General features: G+C 64.4%; 11 protein-coding genes. 2 read left to right on the forward strand and 9 right to left on the reverse strand.

The genetic code is table 11. The features are described 5' to 3' along the window. Positions 1-347: 347 nt before the first annotated feature. Positions 348-1,397, forward strand: coding sequence for a hypothetical protein (locus tag ASF98_RS16505; RefSeq protein ID WP_235506049.1), 1,050 nt, complete (start codon positions 348-350; stop codon positions 1,395-1,397). A 74-nt stretch (positions 1,398-1,471) separates the two neighbouring features. Here the strand turns inward: ASF98_RS16505 and ASF98_RS16510 are convergent, their stop codons facing one another. The 3 genes from ASF98_RS16510 to ASF98_RS16520 form a co-directional block, all read right to left on the reverse strand. Then, entirely contained in the window at positions 1,472-2,917 is a 1,446-nt protein-coding gene (locus ASF98_RS16510) for a glycosyltransferase family 2 protein (protein ID WP_055803920.1), read from the reverse strand. Beyond that, the gene (locus tag ASF98_RS16515; RefSeq protein ID WP_235506050.1) at positions 2,914-4,767 is read right to left on the reverse strand and encodes a polysaccharide deacetylase family protein; all 1,854 of its coding nucleotides are present in this window, start codon (positions 4,765-4,767) and stop codon (positions 2,914-2,916) included. The genes ASF98_RS16510 and ASF98_RS16515 overlap by 4 nt, the downstream gene beginning before the upstream one ends. 104 nt (positions 4,768-4,871) lie before the next feature. Further along, a complete protein-coding gene (locus ASF98_RS16520) occupies positions 4,872-6,320 on the reverse strand; it encodes a polysaccharide deacetylase family protein (protein ID WP_055803928.1) in 1,449 nt (482 codons plus the stop codon). Positions 6,321-7,064: 744 nt separating this feature from the next. Between ASF98_RS16520 and ASF98_RS16525 the strand changes: the two genes are divergently transcribed. Further along, positions 7,065-8,093 carry a chitinase gene (locus tag ASF98_RS16525; RefSeq protein ID WP_235506051.1) on the forward strand — a complete coding sequence of 343 codons (1,029 nt, stop codon included), beginning with the start codon at positions 7,065-7,067 and terminating at the stop codon, positions 8,091-8,093. 24 nt (positions 8,094-8,117) lie between these two features. On the opposite strand, the gene ASF98_RS16530 is transcribed toward ASF98_RS16525, so the two are convergent. The 6 genes from ASF98_RS16530 to ASF98_RS16555 all read right to left on the reverse strand — a co-directional run bounded on the left by ASF98_RS16530 (position 8,118) and on the right by ASF98_RS16555 (position 19,545). After that, positions 8,118-8,909 (reverse strand): hypothetical protein, encoded by a 792-nt coding sequence (locus ASF98_RS16530; protein WP_235506052.1) that lies wholly within the window; start codon positions 8,907-8,909, stop codon positions 8,118-8,120. Positions 8,910-9,020: 111 nt separating this feature from the next. Further along, entirely contained in the window at positions 9,021-10,994 is a 1,974-nt protein-coding gene (locus ASF98_RS16535) for an S-layer homology domain-containing protein (protein ID WP_235506053.1), read from the reverse strand. An 80-nt stretch (positions 10,995-11,074) separates the two neighbouring features. Continuing rightward, a complete protein-coding gene (locus ASF98_RS16540; RefSeq protein ID WP_055803938.1) occupies positions 11,075-12,082 on the reverse strand; it encodes a dTDP-glucose 4,6-dehydratase in 1,008 nt (335 codons plus the stop codon). A gap of 53 nt (positions 12,083-12,135) precedes the next feature. Beyond that, the gene (locus ASF98_RS16545) at positions 12,136-13,566 is read right to left on the reverse strand and encodes a nucleotide sugar dehydrogenase (protein WP_082506899.1); all 1,431 of its coding nucleotides are present in this window, start codon (positions 13,564-13,566) and stop codon (positions 12,136-12,138) included. 553 nt (positions 13,567-14,119) lie between these two features. Then, positions 14,120-16,819 carry a helix-turn-helix transcriptional regulator gene (locus ASF98_RS16550; protein ID WP_055803940.1) on the reverse strand — a complete coding sequence of 900 codons (2,700 nt, stop codon included), beginning with the start codon at positions 16,817-16,819 and terminating at the stop codon, positions 14,120-14,122. After that, on the reverse strand, positions 16,816-19,545 hold the full coding sequence (locus ASF98_RS16555) for a helix-turn-helix transcriptional regulator (protein ID WP_082506900.1): 2,730 nt from the start codon (positions 19,543-19,545) through the stop codon (positions 16,816-16,818). The genes ASF98_RS16550 and ASF98_RS16555 overlap by 4 nt, the downstream gene beginning before the upstream one ends. Positions 19,546-19,734 lie beyond the last annotated feature (189 nt).

Here is a 19,734-nt window from a genome sequence, read left to right on the forward strand (position 1 = left end):
TGCCGGCATTAGCAACTTCCACGCTACCTAGCCACTGCTTGCGCTGGCGTGAGTGGTGACTACTCGAATTATGCCCGCCCCTCGCTCTCAGCCCCGTTCAGGCTACTCACAGGCATCCGTGTAAAGTGGAGCGGGTGTTAACGGTCTCTTCGGGTCTCTTGACGGTCCCGCTGGCTGCTTCTGGGGAGTATGCGGCTTAGCTGGTTTCGCTATCAGCATTGATTCTGGGCGCGGCCATCGCTGCGCCAATCTGGCGGTCATGACCCGTACTTGGCGTGCCCTCATGGGGTACCTGCCATCCCTGTTAATGTCCCCAACAGATATGTATCCCAAAAAAAATGAAACACATGACCACACCAATCATGGCTGTGTTGATCCTCCTTATCGGAGTATTGACCGCCGGCTGTGCCGCCCAATCGGCGCCCAGCCCGTCGGCCTCCACCAGTCCTTCGTCAGCCAGCGCAGAAGCGTTGCCGGCAACTCCGAAGGCATCACCCTCACCGAGTAAGACGCCGGCGGCGGCCCCCGTCGAGGAACCTGCACCAGCTGCGGTTTCCGCTCCCGAAACTGCTGCCGCGGCTCCCGCGCCGGTAGCAGTGGCCGCAACAGTGCCCGCGGCCGCGCCCGCAACCAGCAAGTACCCCTTGCACACCAACGTCGTAAGCACCACTTTCTGGGTCGGCGAAATCTTCAACGCCAGCCTTGCTGACGGATCCCAGGTGTGCTCGACGTACAACGGCCAGTGGGCGTTCCAGCACACCGGCATCAACGCCGGCACCACACCCGCTTCGGCCTCAGGTTGCCCCGGCAGCATCTACGGCGGCTGCGACGGCGTGAGCTCCGGCACCGGCGCCTCGTTCACCTGCGCTACCGAAGCACGCGACGCCTCCAACGGATACTTCCCGAAGAACCAGCCCGCCCCGCTGGAGAACCCGTTTTACCTTGACCTGCCCTACGACGACGTTAATGACAGCGTCGCGTTCCAGCAGCGCTGCCAGGTCATCCCCTGGGCTGCCGCGGACAACGCTGCCACCGGTGTTGACCACTGCGCCGACGGCAGCTACTCCTACATGAAGAACCGCTGGGTGCAGATGACCGGACCCAACGGCAACGTCTGCTACGGACAGATTGAGGACGCCGGTCCTTCAAGCGGTTCCGAATACCATGATGCGAACTACGTTTTCGGTGCCGCCGACGCACGTCCGGCGAACACCGATTTCTCCGCCGATGGCACCCAGGGCGCGGGAATGGATGTTTCCCCCGCGCTGAACGGCTGCCTCGGCTTCGCCGAACTGGACGGCAGCGGCGACCATGTCTCGTGGAGGTTTGTTGACCGCGCCGACGTCCCCGCCGGGCCGTGGCTGAACGTCCAAACTACCTCGGGTGTGAGCTGGTAACAGCAGCATCCCGCTGAAAGCAGCGGCGCCCCTCCCCTGGACATAATGTCCCTCGGGAGGGGCGCTTTTCTGCGCTAACGGGTGACGCCGGCGCCCGCGGTGGCTTCTTCCAACTCGAGCACTTCACCCTGGACACGACGCATCGGGCTTACCCACACGCCCGATGAGGCCGCTGAGTAGGCCCGTGGCAGGACCATCAGGCAGATCACCGAGTCAAGGATCCGCATGAACGGGAAGAACGGCGCCATCAGCAGGATGGCCGGCCGGCGGAGGGCAATGGCCGCGATGACGGTGAGCGTGAGGTCCGGGATGAGGACACCCAGCAGGACGTCCTGCGGACGCAAGAGACCGGACAGGTACAGGAAGGATGCGCCGTTGTCTCCGAAGGCTTCCAACTGCATTGACGCCACCAGAGAGAGCAGGAAGACCGGAATCAATAAGACGAAGAAGATGCAGCTGATGACCAGTTCGATGATGTAGAACACCAGCACGAACCAGAATTTTCCGGCCTGCAGCCGGTGCCGCCGGACAGTCTGCCAGAATCCGAGGATCCAGCGCCGTACCTGCCTGGTGTAGTCCTGCAGGTTGTCCGGATCCTGGGTGTAGGCGACGGCGGCCGAAGGGTGGAACGCGATCCGTCCCAGTTTCTTGGCATGGATCTCAAAGGTCATGTTGAAGTCCTCGATGACCAGGCCCGGTGCCAGTACTTTGATTTTTGCGAGGGCGCTGGTCCGGTACATGCTGGCAAAGCCCGGCACGATCGAGACGACGTTGGCACCCCTGGCTGCCTGCCCGTATTTCAGCAGGAGCTGCACCACAATGTACAGCCGCTCACGGTAGGCAACCAGGAAGCGGCCAAGCACCGTGGGCGCCGGCGGCGTCATGATGGACTTGGCACGGCCGGCCACGGCAACCACAAGGGGATCACCGAAAAGCGGCAGGCCGGTGTCCAGGTAGTCGGGGGTTGGCCGGGTGTCCGCGTCCAGCATCATCACCACTTTGAAGTTCCGGCACAGCTCGAAATAGGCAATTCCGGCGGCAAGCGCCCCGGCCTTCCCCCTGTTCGGTTCCAGATCCAGCACCTTGACCCCGGCGGCGCGGGCAATCGCTGAAGTATCGTCCGTGGACATGTCCGAGATCACGTGGATGTTCCGGAGCGGCACCAGGGCCGCAGCTGCCCGGATGGTCTCCCGAATGACCAGCGCCTCGTTATGCGCAGCAATGAGAACCGCAACATTTGCCGGCAGGATCCTCGGGTCCCTGGCACGGTGCCGGCCATGCTCCCGCTGGATCTGCCCGCGGTGTGCCCGCGGTGCAGGCAACGTGTGGACGCCGTGGACACGGGAGCCAAGCCGGTTGGCCAGCGGCCAGCGCTGCAGGAGCCGGAGCAGGCGTCCGCTCAGCGGAGGGCCCAGCGCCACCCGCCGGATGTACTGCTCATTGGCCAGGCGCAGCAAGCCAACGAACGACCAGAAGATCGTGCTGATTCCAAGAACGAGGACGATATATACGGCTATCACAGCGACGGTGCTCCAATCGTGTCGTACATGGCATAGTCATCCGTGACGAGCGTGCCATTCCTGAAGAGGTTCAGCCCGAAGCTGATCGCGGTTGCGCCGGCGGGCAACGCGGGAGTGGTGAAGGTGGCCTGCGTGTAGGAACCTGCCGCTGCGAACCAGGGACTGGACGTCCAGTAAACCCAGGTGCCTGCAGAGTTCCGGTAATACACGGCGAACTGCGTCACCGTCGTCGAGGTGTACCAGGCGCGAAGCGAGTAGGTCCGGCCGGCGGCGGCCGCCGGTGCGCACGATCCGGCGTCGAGCGTTGGCAGGAGCTTGGCATCACCGCTGGAATAGTTGCTCACCACGAGGCGCTCTGCCTTGGTGCCTGTCCTGGCGGTTGAGACGGTGCTGAAGGAGGCGGTGTTGGAGCCGAATCCCGCGGTTTGCCAGCACTGCGGCGTGGAACCGGCGCCTGCCGTTTCAAGGCTGGCATTCTGTACCAGGTTTGTACCGGCTGGCGGTGGTGGCGGAGGTGGCGGCGAGGACGCAGTGTCGGTCATTTCGTAGTCGTCGGTGGTCAACGTGCCATTGCTGAACAGGTTGAGCCCGAAACTAATGCCACTGGCTCCCGAGGGCAGGGCGGGCGTTGTCCAGCTGGCCTTTTGGAACGTAGTGGCGGGCCCGAACCACGGGCTCGAGGTCCAGTACACCCAGGAGCCGACGCCTGTCCGGTAATAGAGCGCAAACTGAGTGTTGGCCGTGGACTTATACCACGCGCCCAGCTGGTAAGTGTGCCCGGGCGTAGCCGTCGGAGAGCATCCGCCGAGGTCCAGGGACGGCAGGAACTTTGCATCGCCGTTGACGTAGCCGGTCACTACCAGCCGCTCGGCCACGGATCCGGTCCGTCCGGGGCTCACCGTGGTGAACGTTCTCGAATTCGTGCCGTAGCCGCCCTCCTGCCAGCATTGGGGCACACCGCCGACCAGGGTTTCGAGGCTTGGGTTCTTGACCAGGTTGCCGCTCGTGGGCTGCGGCGGAACGGCGGGGCCGGACACGGCTGGCTTGACCGTTCCGCCGATGACCTGATCCACCGTTTTCACCGTAGTGGTGGCCGGCCGGGCTTTCAGCCAGGCCGCAAACTGTTGAAAGACGGTCGGGGTGACGTTCAGGGGATCCGCGCTGGAGGCGGCGATGTGATGGAACGTCAGCTGGATCCAGCCGCCCACCGATTCTGCCTGTGTGACGGACCGCTGGAGATCGGCAAGTGACCAATTGTTGTCTACCTGGTCCGGCGCGGCGGTGTTGTAGGCATTGGCTGGCGGGATGGTCTCGGCCAGGGCACATCCGGCACAGCTGAACCTGGTCTGGATATCACCCAGGCCGCGCGCGCTGTTGTATCCGCAATTCTTTACGGTGCCTTCCGTCGTTGCGTTGGAGGATGCGAACGGATAGGCAAAACTTGTGACGGCGAAACCCCAGTTGGTCAGGTTCACCCTGTCGTTGCAGACCTGCCGGGTCGCCTCGTCCGCGGGGAGTGTGACGAGGTCCGGGTGGGTTACTGTGTGCCCGGCGATCTCGTGGCCGTTGGCAGCCAGGCTCTGGAGGTTGGCGACGGTCAGGTAGTTGGGGGTGCTGATGACTCCCGAGGTGATGTAGAACGTCCCGTCCAGCCCATAATTGTTCATGATCTGGGCGGCGGTCATCTGGTCGGCATTGCCGTCGTCGAACGTCAACGACACCACGGTGGGGCCGGCGGCCTGGGCGGGAAAGGCCAGCGCAGCCACACCGGACACTGCAAGGGCCACGATGCCCAGGACCGTCACCACGGTCTGTGCCAGTTTTCCAATCATGCGGCGTGCAGGGCCCACGTCAACCTTCCTTGGCAATCGCCCCGGAGTATTGAACCTCATGGGAATCGACTCGATTCTTGTTTTCGAGCCCGTGGAGCCTCAGCACTGGCAACGGGCGGGGCCTAGGGGGCGGCCGGCGCCCCCGTGTCGTACATCTCGTAGTCATCTGTAGCCAGCTCCCCGTCGCTGAACAGATTCAAGCCAAAACTGATCCCGACGGCGTCTGCCGGCACCGGCGGTGCAGTCCACTCAGCCTGCCGGTAGGCAGCGCTGGCGGGAAACCATGGGCTGGCTGTCCAATAGGTCCAGGTGCCAACCTTGTTGCGGTAGTACAACTCGAACTGCGTGGATGCCGTGGAGCTGTACCAGGCCCGCAGCGTGTAGCTGTGGCCGGGGACGACGCTTGGCGCGCACGCCCCCAGGTCCATGACAGGAAGCAGCTTCGCGTCCCCGGATGTGTATCCGGTAACGTCCAGCCGCCGCGCGATACTGCCGGTACGGCCGGGAGCCAACACGCTTAGCGCGTGTGAATTCTCGCCGTAGGAGGAAACCTGCCAGCACTCCGGAAGTCCGTATTTTCCGGCTGTTTCCAGCCCCGGGTTGCGCAGCGCGTTGGTGCCTGGCGGCGCGGGCGGAGCAGAAGGTCCCGGAACTGCGGGTTTGGCCCCTCCCCCAATGACGTCGTGCACGGTGCGGATGGCAGTGGTGCCCTCGTCAGTCCGGGTTACCAGCCATGAGACGAAGTCATTGAAGAGTGCCGGGCTGATGGACCGCGGGCTGCCGCTGTCGTCGATGTCATAGAAGGCCAGCTGCAGCCACCCGCCCGTGGTCTCAGCTTCCATCACTGACTGCTGCAGATCCGCAATGGTCCACGCGGAACCGACCTCCGGCGTCGACCTCGTGCTGAACGGGTCGGCGGGCCGCACCGTTTCAGACACGGCGCAGTCGCCGCAACCCAGCCGGCTGCGGAGATCGCCCTGGCTGCGTGCACTGTTATACCCGCAGCCGGCCACCATCGCCTTCGCCTCCGGCGACTTCGCGGCGAACGGGTAGGAAAAGGAGGTGACCTTGAAACCCCAGTCAGTCAGGTTGGACCTGTCGTTGCAGACCTGTCGGGTGGCTTCATCAGGTTCAAGTGCCGTCAAGTCGGCGAGGGTTGCCGTGTGGCCGCCAATCTCGTTGCCATCGGCGGCCAGCGTGTGCAGGTCCTCCACTGTCATGTAGTCCTTTGCCCCCATGAACCCGGAGTTAACGAAGAACGTCCCCCGCAGTCCCTGGCTTCGAAGGGTCCGGGCGGCAGCCAACTGGCTGGCCCTGCCGCCGTCGAACGTCAGCGTGACCGTGGTCAGCGCCAGGCTGGTGTCCACTGGTGCCGCAAAATTCTTCAGGGGCCCCTGTGCGTCCTTGGCCGGTACCATACTGTCCTTTGGCGCCAGGGCGGCGGACCCTGTCAGGAGTGCCAGCCCGGCAAGCCACGAAACTGCCCAGAGCGTTGTCCGTTTCCGTTGCCTGGCCAATCCGGAACCGGGCGGACCGCCCTGCTCCCCCGGCAGTTCATACCTTTCGCTCATGACAGATATCCCCTTTTACATCCGTATCGCCCGGCCGCAAGAGGATCCCCCAGGCCGCAGTGTTTCATGAAGTGACACCTTGAAGGGGTCGGTGACGACTGGGGGGAAGCCTTGGTCTCAAAGGCTTGTTCGCCACCGACCCCCGTTCATGGGCCCCGGGCCTGCGCGCCAGGGCTGGCTGCCTCGCGGCAGCTGCGTCGGCAGAATTGGGAGAGGTTTCACCGGCGGGTTCCGCTGGCCCGGGCATTCCTGCCGCCATGGCCGTCACGGACTGCCGTTCAGGGGTATGGTTGCGTGCATTCGCCCGCAAAGGTGCGTCCATTCCCATTTTGAGACCCGATTCTCCCCCGGAACTCTGTATCTATCCGACATCCAAAGCCTATTAAGCCGGGTGGCCTGCGGCACGAGTGGTGCCTACCCGTCTTTGCCTTTATCGCGTGCCGGGTGGGCCCGGCGCCACTCGCCCGCTACCCGGTGCGGTACTCGTTGCGTACCTGAAGACACCCGAAGTGGCAGGCGCATAGGAGCCACCGAGAGGGGTGCCGTGGTGAAATGGTGTCTAAGTAAACCAGAGGGGGGCGTGGGAACCGGATGTCAGCCATCAGCCGAGGCTCGGGTCCAGCCGCCAGGGCCGAAAAGGAGCCGTCGCCGCGGCCGGTTGCGCAGCCGGTGGCCGGTGGATCCCGTGCCCGCCGCCCGTTTCAGCTGCGTCAGCCCTCGTCGCCCCTCATAACCGGTCTTGCCGTGGCCACCATCCTCGCCAGCGTGATCTTTTTTTGGGCCTGGCGTTCCGGCCTGCCCACGGGAGCCGCGCAACCCACCTGGTTCGCCGGGTACGTCGATGTCACTGTCTCCCCGCCCTACGCCTTCGAGGCGGGTGCTACGCCGGGCACCAGGGACGTTGTGCTGGCGTTTCTTGTCGCTTCCCCGCAGGACTTCTGTGTGGCCAGCTGGGGCCCCACCTACGGCCTCGAGGAGGCAAACACCGCCCTGGGCCTGGAGAAGCGGATCTCCGATCTTCGCTCCCGCGGCGGATCGGCGGCCGTGTCCTTTGGCGGGGCGCGGAACAGTGAACTGGCCACAACATGCCGGGACGAAGGGAAGCTCCGCACCGCCTACCAAGACGTCGTTGAGCGCTACGAACCTGCCTTCATCGACTTCGACCTGGAAGGCGCCGACCTGCTGGACCAGGCCGGCGGCGAACGCAGGGCCAGGGCAGTGGCGGCATTGCAGGGAGACCGCAATTCGTCAGGGAAAGAGCTCCCGGTCTGGCTGACTCTTCCTGCTTCTCCGCGAGGACTCACCGACGCCGGCATAGCCGCCGTCGAACAGATGCTCCAGGCTGGCGTGCAACTGGCCGGCGTCAACATCATGACCATGAACTACGGCGCCAGCCGGAGCATCTCCCAAGGCATGCTCGAAGCCGCCAAGGCTGCTGCGGATGCCACGCATGACCAGCTGAGCATCGTGTACCAGCGAGCCGGGATCAACCTCAGCCGCGAACAGCTTTGGAAGAAGATCGGGCTGACCCCCATGATCGGACGCAACGACCTGCCGGGCGAGATCTTCGGGCTGGACGCTGCCCGTGACCTGAAAGACTACGCCGTGGAGTTGGAGATCCAGCGCCTGTCGATGTGGTCGCTGAACCGCGACGCGACCTGCCCCTCCAGTGAGCAAAGGGAAGACGCCAGCTTTACCTGCAGCGGCGTGGACCAGGGAGGCAGCAGATTCTCCGATCTCCTGGGATCAGGACTCCCCGGCCGGATGGATTGAGGCCGGATGGATTGAGCGCGGGCCCTACTTCACCTGGCTGGTGGTGACTACGTCCAGCCAGGGGCCCGGCGGAACTTCCTTCTGATCCACGAATTGCCAATCCACCTTGTCCGCTTCCCCGTTGAGGGTGCTGAAGCCGAGGCAGCCGTTGAGGGCCGGCGAAACGTCCATTCCGGCGCCATTGAACTTCTTGTTGGCCGGCCGCGCATCGTTTGCACCAAAGACGTACTCCTTGTCCTGGTATTCCCCCGGGCCTGCATCCTGTATTTGGCCGTAGCACTCCCTGCCGTCCTTGCGGATCTTGACCCAGCGGTTTTTCATGTAACTGAAGGAGCGGTTGGTGGCCTGGCCTTTGTATCCTTCGTCGTTTGCCCAGGGGATGACTGTTGCCCGTTCCCGGAAGGCGGCGGCATTGTTGATATCGTCATACGGCAGGTCGAGGTAGAAGGGGTTCTCCTTTGGCTTCATGTTGGCGGGCGCATAACCGTTGGAACCTGACCGTGGTTCGGTCTCACAACCGTCAGATGTGAGCCGGCCGTCACAACCGCCATAACTGTCCATCCACTTCGAGTCATAGGTGGAGAAGACCTGGCTGCCGTCCGCGGCGTCGGGGTCAAAGACTTCGCCCACCCAGAAGGTGGTGGCAACAATGTTCGTGTGCCAGGGGTACTTCCCCTGCGACCGTTGCTCCGACTCCGGAGGAGTGCAGGCTGTGGCCACCATTGCCAGCAGCAGCACGGCCGCAGCAAAACCGCGGAAGCGGCGGCGCTTGGAGCCTGGATCCTTCACCTGGTCCCCCGAATCAATGAACGTCAACCTGCGGTAATAGAGTCCTGCGGTACAAGTACAGCGGCGAGGGCGGTCGCACTGCCGGGGGAATCCCCGGCCGCGCGGCCGCCCGTAGTATCTAACCGGTTAGGGACCTGGCTACATTCCCTTCGGGAAGTTCAGGTTGTAGCGGTAGACAAACGCTGCCATGGCGTCCCTGGCGATCGGCTGGACCGGCCGGAATGTACCATCCGGGTAACCCGTGGTGATCGCCGTCGCTGCCAGCCAACGGATCTCGTTGTAGAACTGGTTGCCGGTGGTGACGTCAGGGAACGTCGGGGCGGTAGTTGGTACGGCGGGCTTCCCGTTGTAGCGGTAGAGGAACGCCGCCATTGCGTCACGGTTTACGGGGTCCAGTGGCCGGTAGGTTCCGTCCGTGTACCCCGTGGTGATGCCCTGGGCCGCCAGCCAACGGATTTCGTTGTAGAACTGGTTGCTGGGGGCCACGTCAGTGAACGTCGGAGCGTTGGCCGGTACTGCGGGGCTGCCCGCCAACCGGTACAGGAACGCTGCCATCGCGTCCCGGTTGATCGATGCTCCCGGCCTGAAGGTGCCATCCGCGTAACCCTGGGTGATCAGGTTGTTGGAGAGCCAGCTGATCTCGTTGTAGAACTGGTTGGTGGCGGCAACATCGCTGAACGTCTTGATGCCTACCGTGTCGTACAGCTCATAGTCGTCCGTGACCAGGGTCCCAATGCCGATCATGTTCAAGCCGAAGCTTATGGCCGTTGCACCGGCAGGAACGGCCGGTGTCGTAAAGGTCAGCTGGGCCCAAACATTATTCGTAGGGAGGTAAAGAGAGCTGTCCGTCCAGTACGTCCACGTGCCGGACGCCGTGCGGTAGTGCAGATTGAACTGGGTATTCCCGCCGGTGGACTTGTACCAGGCTTTCGCAACGTAGGTGTGCCCCGGGATGGCACTCGGCGCACACTCTCCCGTGTCCAAGGTGGGCAACAGCTTGCCGTCGCCGTCGGTGTAGGCCGATATCACCATCTGCTGGGCGGCTGTGGCTGTTCCGGCGTGCCCTGGGGTCACGTTGCTGAAGACCCTGGTGTTGTTGCCGTAACCGCCGGCCTGCCAGCACCGCGGAACCAGGGAACCGGCAAGGCCCGGCGTCTCGAGGCTGGGGTTCTTGACCAGGTTGCCGGCAGTCCGCGGCGTTGGGGGCGGAACCACGGCGGGCGCGGCCTTGAGGGTACCGCCGATGACTTCCCGGACAGTTTTGACCTGCACCGGGTTTGTGGTGTTGGTATCCCTCTGGGTTGCCAGCCAGTCGATGAACTGGTTGAACGTGTCCGTGCTGACGGTCAGCGGATCCACCACCGGTGAGCCGATCAGGACGCCGTCGCCCACGTGGTGGAAGGTCAGCTGGACCCAGCCTCCACCGTTGGCCTGCGCCTGGGTGACCAGACTCTGGATATCCGCCAAGGTCCAGGTATTGTCCAGCTGGTCCGGGGCGCCGGTGAAGAAGAGGTTCGCAGGTGTCAGGGATTCAGCGAACGGGAAGGTCTCCGAACCCGCAACCTTGCTCCGGATGTCGCCCAAGCCCCGGGCGCTGTTGTAGCCGCACGCTGCAACGGCTGCTTCTGCGGCCGGACTTGTCGAGGCAAACGGATAAGCGAAGCTTTGGATGTTCAGGCCGTAGCCCATCAACGTGGCCCGGTCATTGCAGACCTGACGCGACAGCTCCTCAGGTCCAACAGCCGCCAAATCGGCGTGGGTCACACTGTGGCCGCCGATCTCGTGCCCGGCGGCCTGCAGGGCCAGGGCCTGGGCAGTGGTCATATAGTTCGTTTGGTTCATGTAGCCGGAGGGAAGGAAGAACGTTCCGCGCATGCCGGCCGAGACCAGCTTGTCGGCGGCGACCATCTGGTCAACGTCCGCGTCGTCGAACGTCAGCGTGACGACAGTTTCACCAACAGCATTGGCAGCGGGGGCAGTCAGCCCCAGCAGGGAGGCGGCGAGCGCCACCGTTGTGGAAGCGGCCAGCCAGCGGGCCTTTCGCCGGCCGGGGGGCCTTTCAGCCCTGTGCCGGGGCTCTGAGACCGCAGTAGAGCGATGCAGAAGCGTCATGGAACTCAACTCTCTCGTCGAAGGTGCACATAACTTTTGACGGTTGCCGCCCCCCGTCCGGCGCGGCACCTCACGGACGGCTAGTTGGCCGCCATCGTGACTTTCCACCCGAGCGGATCGGGTGCTTTCACCGGGCGGTGATCGGCCGCCACGTTCTGGATGATCTGGTCCAGTGTGGTCTTGGGGTCGAAGCCCACCAGATCTTTCGCTTTGCTGTTGTTTGGTACTCGGCGGCGCATGTCCTCATAACCCTCCGCGTAGGCCTGTTCGTAGGGCACCAGGGTGATGGGGCTTTCACTGCCCAGCAGCTCGACGATTCGCTGTGCGAGGGTCAAAATCGAGATCTCATAGCTGCCGCCGAGGTTGTACGCATTGCCGTGGGCGGACTCTTCCTCCGAGATTTTGGTGATAGCCGGGACGATGTCGCCGACGTAGGAGAAGCACCGCGTCTGGTGTCCGTCGCCATAGACCGTCAACGGCTCGCCGGCCAACGCCTGTTTGACGAGGCGCGGCACCACCATTCCGTACCGGCCGGTCTGCCTCGGACCAACGGTGTTGAACAGCCGGACGATGGCAACCGGAAGGCCGAACTGCCGCCAGTAAGCGTGCGCGAATGCCTCGTCGATCCCCTTTGCCGCTGCGTAGGTCCACCGGGACTTGAGCGCGGAGCCGAGGATCCGGTCCGACTCCTCTGACAGGCTGTCTGAGGTGTTCTTTCCGTAGATCTCACTGGTGGACGCCAGGAGCAGCGTGGCACCGGACTCCAGGACAGCATCCAGGACCACTTCCGTGCCGTGGATGTTAGTGCGCAGGCTCTCCAGCGGGTGCTCGACGATGAGGTTGACGCCGACTGCTGCCGCCAAGTGGAACACCCGGTCAGCACCTGCCACCACTTTGTCCACCGCCGCGCGGTCCAGGATGGTGCCCTCCACGAAGTGGAAGTTCCGGTGGCCAATCACTGTCCGGAGGTTCTCCAGGCGCCCGGTCGAGAGGTCATCCAGAACGGTGACTGTGTCTCCGGCCGCGAGGAGGTGCTCCACGAGATGGCTCCCGATGAAGCCGGCTCCGCCGGTGATTGCTGTTTTCACTTCTCCTACTTTCTTTTGAAGCCCAGCGGGGCCGCTGGAATCACAACCTGAATTCACAATCTCGTGACGTTGGTCCCGGCCGGAAGCCGGTAGGTGGTGTCGAGGACGGCCGGCGCGTCGCGCAGCCACTCGATGTCCATTGCCGAGTGCCTCGTGTGAAGGATGACCAGGTCTGCGTCCCAGCCCGAGGGATCGTCCAGCGATTCCAAGGCACTTCCCTGGCCGTCGGGAGCCGTGGGGCACCACGGATCGTGGTAGGCAACGACAGCGCCGTGGGCGACCATTGCGGCGATGATTTCCAAGGCCGGCGATTCGCGGAGGTCCTCGACGTCCGGCTTGTAGGCCACGCCAAGAACCAGCACACGGGCTCCGCTGATTCCGTGGTTCCGGTCCGACAGGATGCGGCGGGCCTTTTCAACTACCTGGTGGGGCCTGCCGGCGATGCCCGCCATGGCGTGCTCGATGACCGGCGCCGTGACCCGTGCCTTCCTGAGCTGCCACAACAAGTAGTGCGGATCGCACGGAATGCAGTGGCCGCCGACACCCGGGCCGGGGGTGAACGGCATAAAGCCATAAGGCTTCGTCGAGGCCGCGTCAATCACGTCCATGACCTCCATGCCCAGCTCGTGGCAAATATCCGCGAACTCATTGGCCAGCGCGATATTCACCGCACGGAAGGTGTTTTCGACAAGTTTGGTCATCTCGGCCACATCAGCGGACGGCACGACGTGCACCAGCTTGGTGCTGGCCTGGAGCAGTGCCGACGCGACCTCACCGCAAGCGGGAGTCACTCCGCCTACCACCCGGGGGACGTCCTCATGCGAGAAGGCGTCCACTCCCGGGTTGATCCGCTCCGGCGAGAAGGCCACGAAGACGTCCGTGCCGGGGATCAGGCCCTTGGCGGCCAGCGGCACTGCCAGGAGATCCCGGGTGGAGCCCACGTAGGTGGTGGACGTCAACATCAGGAGCTGGCCCGGTACCGCGAATTCCACCACGGAGGCGCACGCCGCCCGCAGAATGCCGAGGTCCGGCACCAGGTACGGATCCACCGGCGTGGGGACACAGACCACCACTGCCGCCGCCCGTGCCAGCAGGGACAGATCCGTGCTGATCATGAACGTCGGATCCTCCAGCGCGTTGCCCAGCCGGGCCTTGTCGGAGTCCAGCAGGTCCGCCTGGCGGGACCGGATGACAGCCAGCCTGTTCTCGGACACGTCAAGTCCCAGGACGCGCCGTCCTGAGGCGTTGATGGCCAGCGCGGTCGGCAGGCCAACGTACCCGAGTCCGACTATCGCGACATCGAACGTGAACGTGAGATCCTGGGCGGCGTCGTCCGCCACAGCCTCTGGTTCCATGGCCTCGGGCGCCAGTTCGGGCGCCCCTGCCCCGTTCTCCGGCCATTCCCGGGAATCGTCAAGCAGCGGTGGAAGTTCGGCCCGGGTCAGCGGGGCCTTGTGAGCCTTTAGTTTGGTGTTCGGTGTCATGCTAAACCGACCTCCCGGTATTCGATTTGTCCCGTTTGTGTGAAGGCCGGCGACGACGGGTGGCAGGTCCCGGTCTCAGAAGACGCTGCCTGCTTCGTCGCCGGCTCGAATGGGGTGCCCGCAATCGGCGGTATGCTGGTCGCCCTGGAGGAGCGTTCGAGGGCGATTGCCACCTGAAATTCCGAAAGCCGGTTGTCAGCTGATTGATACACTTAGAAATTCACTTCTTTCCCCAATAAATGCCTGCGGCCCAACAACCTACAGCGTATTAACCAACCACCTGCCGGGGCGCGAGTGGGCTCTACCCGTCTTTGCGGGTGCATCACTGAGGGGAACGGGGTGGTACCCGCGCGGTCCGCCCCCACCACTCGCATGGATACTCGTTTGAGTGCCGTGCGAACGCAGCGGCGGCTCCGGTTTCGGGGCGCAGGCAATTATCCAGCGGGTAGCCGGAGGTTTGACTACCGTTGGCGGGCGCTATTTAGTCCGATCCGTGGCCGGAGGGGGCAGGACGGGGCAGAGCCTGAATCAGCGAGCCGGGCCCGTCATGGCCCTAGGCAGGGCCGGGCAGGCCGGAGTGGCGGGCACCGTAGGCCACCGAAGCCAGATCCTCACGGTGGCTGATACCGAGTTTCGCGAACATCCGGTAGAGATGGCCTTCCACCGTCCGCAGTGAAAGCCCCAACTGGAGCGCGATCTCCCGGTTGCTCGCCCCCGCCTGGACCAGAGCCGCGATTTCCTGCTCGCGCCGTGTCAGCTTGTGCAGGTCAGGCGGGATCTCGGCCGCCGAAGCACCGGCCTTGTTGAGTGCAGCATTCCGCTGTTTGACGAGTTTCTGGGCCTCGAACTGCCGGGGTTTGTCTCCCCGGGTTTCGAGGATCCGCAGGGCGTGGGCGGCGCATTCCGCGGCCGCCAGGTCCAGTCCGTCCCGTGCTGCCGCATCACTCATTTCCACGAGGCGAGTGACGTCCTTGGCAGCCAGGGCACGGCAGTACGCGGCCAGGAACTCCGCGCTTCGCCCTTCACAGCCCTCCGCCGCCGCAGCCAGGCGCGGCACAATGGACAGGTCCCCGAGCCGGAGCACCAGGGATAGGATCTCCACTTCGTAACTGAGGAATCCGGAGGTTGCCGCGGCGTCGGCAAGGGCCAAGAGCTTTGATACAGCTGCCTGGACGCCGACCCGTTCGGCCCGCGCCGCAACTGTGTAGGCCTGTCCCAGCAGTGAGGCATGGCGGTGATCCGACAGCAGCGCGTCGTAGGCGTTCGCGTTTGCAGTGGCCGTGTCCGTCCGGTTGAGGATGGACGCGGCGTACGCGGTGGCCGCGAGCGCATCGGGCAAGTCGCCGCCGGCGTCGGAGAGGCGCAGCACCTCGGCGGCCTGGCTCAGCTTCGGCAGGGCCGCCCCGATCGTGCCCCGCCGCAGGTCTGCAGTGCCCGCCGCGAGGTGCAGCATCCCGCCAAAGTAGATCAGGGAGTTCGAGGCCTGCGCGATATGGTTCTGCAGGTAGTCGTCGAGGACGTCGAGTTCACCGGCATGGAGCAGCGCCAGCAAGTAGCGTCTCATCACGAACTCGGCGTATTCAAGGCGCCGGTCACCGCTGGCGGCGAGGATGTCCTCGACGTCCATCACAATCTGCAATGCAGATACGGCGCGTCCCGTAAGTGCCAGCGACTCCGCCAGCAGCGTTCCGGCCAGAAGCCGGGACTCGTCGTCGTCCGTGGATTCCCAGATCTCCTGGAGTTCCGGCTCCGCTTCCACATGGCGTCCTGCCGCCTGGTAGCCCTCCAGGGCAAGGAGCCTGCTGCCCAGCCGGGCGGTGGCCAGCTCCTTCGTGTCGAACCCGGGAGTGGCGTCTTCCAGCCTGGAGACGGCCTCTGCCCACGCATCGGCTGCCCGCAACACGGCCTCCGGCCCGTTGCGCTTGCCGGCGGCAAGCTGGGCCGCCAGCATGGATGCCTGCCGGACGGTGCGCAGGTCGGTGGCTTGTTCCACCACACCCTCGAGGCACAGGCCCGCTCCGACGGGATCGCGCCCATAGAGTTTGGCGCGGGCCAGTTCCACTTGTGCCGCGAGTTTGAGGGACGGCTCGCGGATCGCACCCACGACCCGTTCCACGTAGTCGGGAATGAAGAGTCGGTTCGCCAGCTGGGCGGCCTCGAGGATGTCTGCGTCAGGAACGGTTGCCCCGGACTCCAGCGCCCAGGTGACGTGCCGGAGCCTGCCGTCCAGGGTCTCGGGGCGGGAGTCCAGAAGGTCGACAATCCGCCGTCGGATGGTCACGCTGCGGGCGGTCGGTACCAGCTGCCTGATCACTTCGCCGATCAGCGGCTGCGCGAGGCGGACGTGCCGCGCGGCGTCGGCAGAGATCGCGATGAACTGGAGCTCCTTGAGTTCATCGACGGCGTGGCTGTCGCTGGCCCGCTGCAGGACGCTGAGCGGAATCGCCTCTGCCAGCGCCACCGATTCCAGGGCCTGGCGCTGTTCGGGGTTCAGCTGCATGATCTGGTTCCGGACCAGGTCCATCAGCCGTACAGTGGCCGCTCCGGGCTCGCCGAGGAGCACCCAGGTGTCATTTCGCTGAAGCAGGTGGCCGCGGGACTTGGCATGGGCTATCAGTTCCAGCAGGAACATCGGGTTTCCGCCGGATGACCTGAACAATACGGCGCTGGCGCTGGGGACGAGGGGCGAGCCAAGCACGCGCGTGCACAATTCGTCCACTTCTTCCTTGGTCAGCGGCTGCAGTTCGAAACGGTCCACCAGCCCTTCCGACCACATCGATAGCACTTCCGGAGGCGCCGAAGGATGCGGGCGGCAGAGCAAAACCACCCTGGCGGCCTCCGCAGCGGCCAGTTGTGCAATGACTGCTGCACTGCTGTCGTCCAGATGCTGGGCGTCCTCCACCACCAGCACAGCTTGTGACTGGTCCCGCAGGCCCTCCGGATTGAGTTCCGTTACCAACGCCTTGAGCACTGCGCGCGGCTGGTCCGTCTGTCCGGGAGTCAACGCGGTCAGCAACGGTGCAAGGGCGGCGTACGGTACCTCGGAAAGCGAAGGACCCGCGTAGACGTAAAAGGGCCGGATCCGGCTGCCAAGCTCAAAAACAACTTCATTGATCAGGGCCGTCTTGCCGATGCCGGCGTCTCCAAGGATGAGTGCGCCGGGGCCGTTGGCGTCGAGGAGGCAGTCGACAACGGACGCAACCATGCCGAATCTCCCGATCAGCCGCTCTGCCGTGATGGTGGTTTCAGTCATGGCTGGTCATCTCCTGTACTGCCAAGGGCTACCGGAAGCTCCAAGCGCTCTTCGATTTTTAGCTTGCCGTAAATCTGGTAGAGGTGGCCCTCCACTGTCCGCACTGACACGTGCAGTTGGGCCGCGATGCTCTTATTACTCGCCCCGGCGGCGGCCAGCTGTGCTATCTGGAGTTCGCGGGCCGTCAGCGTTAGCCGGTCATGGGTGCCGTCCTGTGGCGTCCGCAACCGCCGGCGACACGTTTCCGCCAGGTGTTTCGCCTGCCGGACCAGGCTCCTTTCGAGGTGCGCCTGGTCGAGGTTCAGGATTGACTCCGCGATGTCCAGGGCGAACCTGTCATTGTGAATCCTGGCTGCGAGGTTTGCGGCAGCCATGAGGTCGTCGGCTTCGCGGGTCATGACGCCCCGGGCGTAATGTGCACACAGTTCCGCGAAGGGTCCTTGACTTTCGCGCGCACTATTCAGCAGCCTCGGCGCCGCATCGGATTCCCCCAGCCTGACGGCCGAACTCAGGCACAGCAGCTCATGCCCGACGTTGCCGGAACCACGGTCATCCTCCGCCATGCGGAGCAACTGCTCAATTCCCGTCCGCGAGCCGTCCAGTTCCGCCCGCGCAAGGGCCGTGAAGTAACCTTCTGCCCGGGACACCTTCCAGGTTTTCCGCCTGGACGCGGATTCCGTCTCTGCGAGATAAGCGAGTGCCACTTCCCGTTCGCCCTGCAGCGCGGAAGCATAGGCCGCCGCGGCACAAGCCAGGGGCAGGATGCCTTCGCTGTCCTGGATTCGCAGCTGGCTGATGCCGGGAACGAGGAGATCGAGTCCATCGCGTCCGCGGCCCTGCATGCAAGCACAGATCGCTTCCGGTATTTCAGTGGCACTGAACCGCCGGTAGATAACGGATGACGGGAGCCAGTCCTCCGTTGGCAGGGTCTCGGTCGCCTCATCCCACCTGCCGGCCACCAGGTACGCAAAGCGGAGCCGTGAGATCACCGACTGCGCGATGGCCACCGGGATCTCGGGCCGCAGGCACTGCAACTTCAGCTGTTCGGCGAGCTCGGCGGCATCCGACTGGCGTCCCGTCACGGCCCACGCTTCACACAGCCAGCTGCCCGCCTGAAGCCTGAATTCCGGGCTGTGGAACTCGACATTGTTCAAGGAATCGGTGAGGTCCGCCGCCATGTCCCGGTAGCTTCCGTCATAGCCGGCGGCTTCCGCTTCGGCCAGCGTGAGCTGTTCCCTGATGCGCCTGAGGTCCGGTGCCGACATTTTCTCTGCCGGACCGGACGCATCGTCATATAGTATTTTCCGGGCCTTGGCCAACGACGCCGGCGCCTCGTGCCAGGCGTCCGGGGTGGCGAGGAACACCGAGCTCTCCGCCAGCAGGATGCCGATCGATTCAGCGAGCGCCGGGTCTCCCTGCGACGACTTGCGGTGCCGCCGAACCACAGCCAGGGCCTCCTCCACTTCACCGAGGGTCATCAGCGCCGCCACTTCTTCGGTAACTGCTGCGGCCAGCGCATCGTGTCCCGGGATGGAGCGGACGAACCGCAGTCCGAGGGCAGCATCCAGCCGCCTGTTGGCGAGCCGGGCGGCCGAAAGGGATTCTTCGGCCGACAACGGGGCGCCGCAGTCGAGGGCCCAGACCGCGAACGGCAGTTCCGTGGCGGGTGTTCGGAGGGAAGGGGCGGCTGCCAGGAGGACCATTTCACGGAGCTCGTTGCTCCGGCCAGGCGGAACGTTCTCGCGGACCACATCTGCCACCAGCTGGCTTTGGATCCTCACGCGGCGGGGCAGGGAGTCCTCGACCGCAAGGACCCCGCGCTCTTCGAGGGCGTCCACGTCGTCGGCAGCCACGAGCGTCAGCAAGGTGTCCAACGGCAGGGTCTCCGCGAGCGAGAGGATCTCCAGGATCCGCCGGTCAGCCTCGCCCATGCGGCCCAGCCGCGTGGCGATCAGGTCGGTGATGGCCCGTCCATGGACCCTGTGATCGGCCGTCAGGACCCACACCCCGTCCCGGACCACCAGCGAACCGGAGTCAGCCAGCTCCATGGCGAGCATCTTGAGATAGTGCGGGTTGCCATCGCTTGCCGCCCAGAGCGATTGGACGGCAGAGTGTGAGACCTTTGCGCTGAGGCCTTCCTCAAGCCAGCTGACGGCTTCCCGGAAGGACAATGGTTCGAGGTTCACCCGGGTCAGGAATCCGCCGTCGCACAGTCCGGAAATCTCTGCCGACAGCCGCAGCGGGTCAGAGCAAGTCAGAACCAGGCGCACTGCGCGGTTCCGGGCGAGCTGGGCGATTGTCACGGCCGTCAGTTCGTCAGCTTCGCCAGCGTTGTCGACAAAAAGGTAGACGGTCTTTCCCTTGGCCCGTTCCCGCAGGAGCCGCATGAGACCGGACAACACGAGCACGGGGTGGTTCAAGTACCCCGGCTCCAGGTCGCTCAGCAGCATGTTGAGGGCGCCGTACGGCGAACGGGACAGCGCGGCACTGCACCGAAGCGTCACAACCAGGGAATCGTCACGGAACTGCTTGAGTGCGTGGGTGGTAAGGAACGTCTTTCCGGTGCCCGAGGTTCCGGTCACCAGTACTCCCCCTGCTGACTCTGCCAGGGCTCGGGTAATATCGCTGACCGCCTGCTTGCGACCGATCAAAGGCCATGCGGCGCCCCGTGACATTCCGGCGGACCTGGTGGCGTGTGAACTGGCCACATTATCAGCTGTCAACATGAGTGAGACCTCTGTATTTACGAGCGATTCCTGGTACCCCAAATTAACCAGCTGTCACGCCCGCGGGCACCAGTAGTGAGTACTCGACTTTGCGCCTTAGCCATACCTGTACTTGGAAAGCAAGTACCCCTGGTCGCCGGGCAAAGGTACGCAGGCCCGCGGATCTACCGCTGACAGACGGCTAGTGCG

The organism is Arthrobacter sp. Leaf337 (assembly GCF_001423745.1).
Lineage (GTDB): Bacteria > Actinomycetota > Actinomycetes > Actinomycetales > Micrococcaceae > Arthrobacter.